Genomic DNA, 3,658 nt, shown 5'->3' on the forward strand with positions numbered 1-3,658 from the left:
CCCCCCGGTCGTCCTCCGCGTGCGCGGCCCCCGCGTGGGTCATCACAGCCCCCGAGGGGTCTGCCGGCCGTACGCCGGCGTGCCGCCGCCCAGGCCGAAGCCGTCGGCCTGCTGGAGCCCCGCGGGTACCGGGGTGCGCTGCAGGATCTCCTGGACGACCTGCTCGGCGGTGCGGCGGTTGAGCTGGGCCTGGGCGGTGGGCAGCAGCCGGTGGGCCAGCACGGCCACGGCGAGCGCCTGTACGTCGTCCGGCAGCGCGTACTCCCGGCCGCTCAGGGCGGCGGACGCCTTCGCCGCGCGCAGCAGGTGCAGCGTCGCGCGCGGCGAGGCGCCGAGTCTGAGGTCCGGGTGGGTGCGGGTGGCGGAGACCAGCTCCACCGCGTAGCGCCGCACCGGCTCGGCGACGTGCACGCCGCGCACCGCCTCGATCAGCTTGGTGATCTCGTGCGCGTGCGCGACCGGCTGGAGGCCGTCCAGGGGGTTCACCCCGCCGTGCACGTCCAGCATCTGCAACTCGGCGTCCGGGCTCGGGTAGCCGATGGACACCCGGGCCATGAAGCGGTCGCGCTGGGCCTCGGGCAGCGGGTAGGTGCCCTCCATCTCGACCGGGTTCTGCGTGGCCACCACCATGAACGGGACGGGCAGTTCGTAGCTCTGCCCGTCGATGGTGACCTGACGCTCCTCCATGGACTCCAGCAGCGCCGACTGGGTCTTGGGCGAGGCGCGGTTGATCTCGTCGCCGATCACGATCTGCGCGAAGATGGCGCCCGGCTTGAACTCGAAGTCCCGGCGCTGCTGGTCCCAGATGGACACACCTGTGATGTCCGACGGCAGCAGGTCGGGCGTGAACTGGATGCGCCGCACCGAACAGTCGATGGACCGTGCCAGCGCCTTGGCCAGCATCGTCTTGCCCACCCCGGGAACGTCCTCGATCAGAAGATGCCCCTCGGCGAGCAGTACGGTCAGCGAAAGCCGTACGACCTCGGGCTTGCCCTCGATCACTCCCTCCACCGAACTGCGGACCCGCTCCACGGTGGAGGTCAGATCAGTGAGGCTCGCTCGCTCGTCATAGGTCGTCACCCGGCCCTCCTCGGCCCTTCCCCAAGCCCTCTGCCGAGCAGGGGATACCTCAATTTTCCGGGCCGACGCTCTGCTGCACGGCCCGGCCCACCCCGAATCGCGGCCGCCACGCGGAAAGGTCCTGCGAGGTTCCGCGTGCGGCCACACCCCGCATTCTTGCCGCCGTTACCGATTCGTGTCACTCGCCTGTGGACAACTGGCCGCGATAAGTCGGGTTTTACGACTTTTCGCTGGTGGCGACAGCATGACGCGCACCGGATGTCCGGCGCGCGTGTCGGGGGTCAGGCGGGGTCGATCTCGCGCAGCAGGCCCGTTCTGACGTCGAAGACGAAACCGCGCACGTCGTCGGTGTGCAGCAGGAACGGCGAGGTGCGCACGCGCTGCATCGACTGCCGTACGTCCTGGTCGACGTCCCGGAAGGCCTCCACGGCCCAGGCCGGACGCTGCCCGACCTCCATCTCCAGGTCGTGCCGGAATTCCTCGGTGATGGACTCCAGGCCGCAGTTGGTGTGGTGGATGAGCACGACGCTGCGGGTGCCGAGGGCACGCTGGCTGATGGTCAGCGAGCGGATGACGTCGTCGGTGACCACGCCGCCCGCGTTGCGGATGGTGTGGCAGTCGCCGAGCTCCAGGCCGAGCGCGGCGTGCAGGTCGAGACGGGCGTCCATGCAGGCCACGACCGCGACGCGCAGCACGGGCCGGGCGTCCATCCCCGGGTCGGTGAACGCGGCGGCGTAGTGCTGGTTGGCCTCCGTGAGGCGGTCGGTGACCGTGCCTGCTGTTATGGCGTCCTCGGATCCGGCGGGAACTGATGCGGATGTCTTCATACTCATGACGTTACTGGCCGTGCCCGCTCCGGTCCTGTTATGGGAGTGCACAAAGAACCCCATCGTGGCTTGTTGTGAGCGATCCCACACGGACGGCAAATCCTGTCCGTACGGGTGAATCTTTTCGAATTCCGGTGTCACCGGCACTCCGTCGGGCGACGCGCAGGCCGGTTGATTGACCGCGAGACAGGGTGGACTAAAGTGACGCGAAGCGGGAGACGCGGCTCTCCCTGCTGGACTGCATTTCCCCAAGGCCCCGGCCTGAGCACCGGCGGTCTGACACGTGCGCGGCGCGTACGTACGGCTCGGCCTCCTCCCGCTTCCGGCCGGCCGACGCTTCCGGCGCCGGCAGGCTTCCCGTACCTGAGCGGCGGGGGACCCGGCGGTGCGTGCGGGACGCGCCGGACCTGAGAGGGACCCTTGAGCAACAGCCGACATGTTCCCGTGATGCTCCGGCGGTGCCTGGACCTGCTGGCGCCCGCCCTCCAGGAGCCGGGAGCGGTGGTCGTCGACTGCACCCTCGGCCTCGGAGGGCACAGCGAGGCGCTGCTCACCCGCTTCCCCGGGGTACGGCTCGTGGCCCTGGACCGGGACAAGGAGGCGCTGCGGCTGTCCGGCGAGCGGCTGGCCCGCTTCGGCGAGCGGGCCACCCTGGTGCACGCCGTCTACGACGAGCTGCCCGCCGTGCTCGACCGGCTGGGCATCGCGCGCGTGCAGGGCGTCCTGTTCGACCTCGGCGTCTCCTCCATGCAACTCGACGAGGCCGGGCGCGGCTTCGCCTACGCCCAGGACGCGCCCCTGGACATGCGCATGGACCAGAGCGCCGGCATCAGCGCCGCCGAGGTCCTGAACACCTACCCGGCCGGTGAACTGGTGCGCATTCTGCGGGCGTACGGCGAGGAGAAGCAGGCCAAGCGGATCGTGGCCGCGATCGTGCGCGAGCGCGAGAAGGAGCCGTTCACCAACAGCGCGCGGCTGGTGGAGCTCATCCGTGACGCGCTGCCGCAGGCCGTCAAGCGCACCGGCGGCAACCCGGCCAAGCGCACGTTCCAGGCGCTGCGCATCGAGGTCAACGGCGAACTGGCCGTGCTCGAGCGGGCGATCCCGGCCGCGGTGAAGGCGCTGGACGTCGGCGGGCGGATCGCCGTGCTGTCGTACCACTCCCTCGAGGACCGTCTCGTCAAGCAGGTGTTGGCGGCCGGCGCCGCGTCGAGTGCGCCCCCCGGGCTCCCGGTCGTGCCCGAGCGCTACCAGCCCCGGCTCAAGCTGCTCACGCGCGGTGCCGAACTTCCCACCGAGGAGGAGATCGCCGAGAACCGGCGGGCGGCACCGGCCCGGCTGCGCGGCGCCGAGCGCATCAGGCTGGACGTCGAGTGAGGCAGGGGGACAGGTGAGCAGGAAACCCGCACTGAGGGGGCGTGCCGCCCGGCTCGCCCGGCTCTTCCCGGCGAACCGCGGCCAGGCCGCCCGCACGCCCTTCGTCCTCCTCGTCGTGCTCCTGCTCGGCGGGGGCCTCATCGGGCTGCTGATGCTGAACTCCGCGCTCAGCGAAGGCGCGTTCCAGCGGGAGGACCTGCGGAGGGACACCAAGAACCTCACCGACGAGGAACAGGCCCTGCAGCGGGACATCGACGCCTACTCCGCCCCGGACGCCCTCCAGCGCCGAGCCCAGGAGCTCGGCATGGTCCCCGGCGGCGACCCCGCCTTCCTGGCCCCCGACGGCACGGTGAGGGGCGCCCCCTCACCGTGCC

The 3,658-nt window shown here is 71.0% G+C and carries 3 protein-coding genes and 1 pseudogene; 2 read left to right on the top strand and 2 right to left on the bottom strand.

The features are described from left to right. Nucleotides 1-42: 42 nt before the first annotated feature. On the bottom strand, nucleotides 43-1,080 hold the full coding sequence (locus tag C1I97_RS33295; protein WP_111006755.1) for an AAA family ATPase: 1,038 nt from the start codon (nucleotides 1,078-1,080) through the stop codon (nucleotides 43-45). A 281-nt stretch (nucleotides 1,081-1,361) separates the two neighbouring features. Continuing rightward, nucleotides 1,362-1,907, bottom strand: a complete 546-nt coding sequence (locus C1I97_RS33300; RefSeq protein ID WP_111006756.1) for a beta-class carbonic anhydrase — start codon at nucleotides 1,905-1,907, stop codon at nucleotides 1,362-1,364. Nucleotides 1,908-2,327: 420 nt separating this feature from the next. Between C1I97_RS33300 and rsmH the strand changes: the two genes are divergently transcribed. Together rsmH and C1I97_RS33310 are read left to right on the top strand one after the other, a co-directional pair. Then, nucleotides 2,328-3,284 (top strand): 16S rRNA (cytosine(1402)-N(4))-methyltransferase RsmH, encoded by a 957-nt coding sequence (rsmH, locus tag C1I97_RS33305; RefSeq protein WP_111006757.1) that lies wholly within the window; start codon nucleotides 2,328-2,330, stop codon nucleotides 3,282-3,284. 13 nt (nucleotides 3,285-3,297) lie between these two features. Continuing rightward, a pseudogene (locus C1I97_RS33310) lies at nucleotides 3,298-3,658 on the top strand (septum formation initiator family protein); the annotation flags it as partial.

Origin of the sequence: Streptomyces sp. NTH33, assembly GCF_003236365.1 — a bacterium.
GTDB lineage: Bacteria > Actinomycetota > Actinomycetes > Streptomycetales > Streptomycetaceae > Streptomyces.

What these genes read in the sequence shown, in the direction of transcription:
- C1I97_RS33300 (WP_111006756.1), bottom strand. Translation starts at nt 1,907, where the DNA reads ATGAAGACATCCGCATCAGTTCCCGCCGGATCCGAGGACGCCATAACA.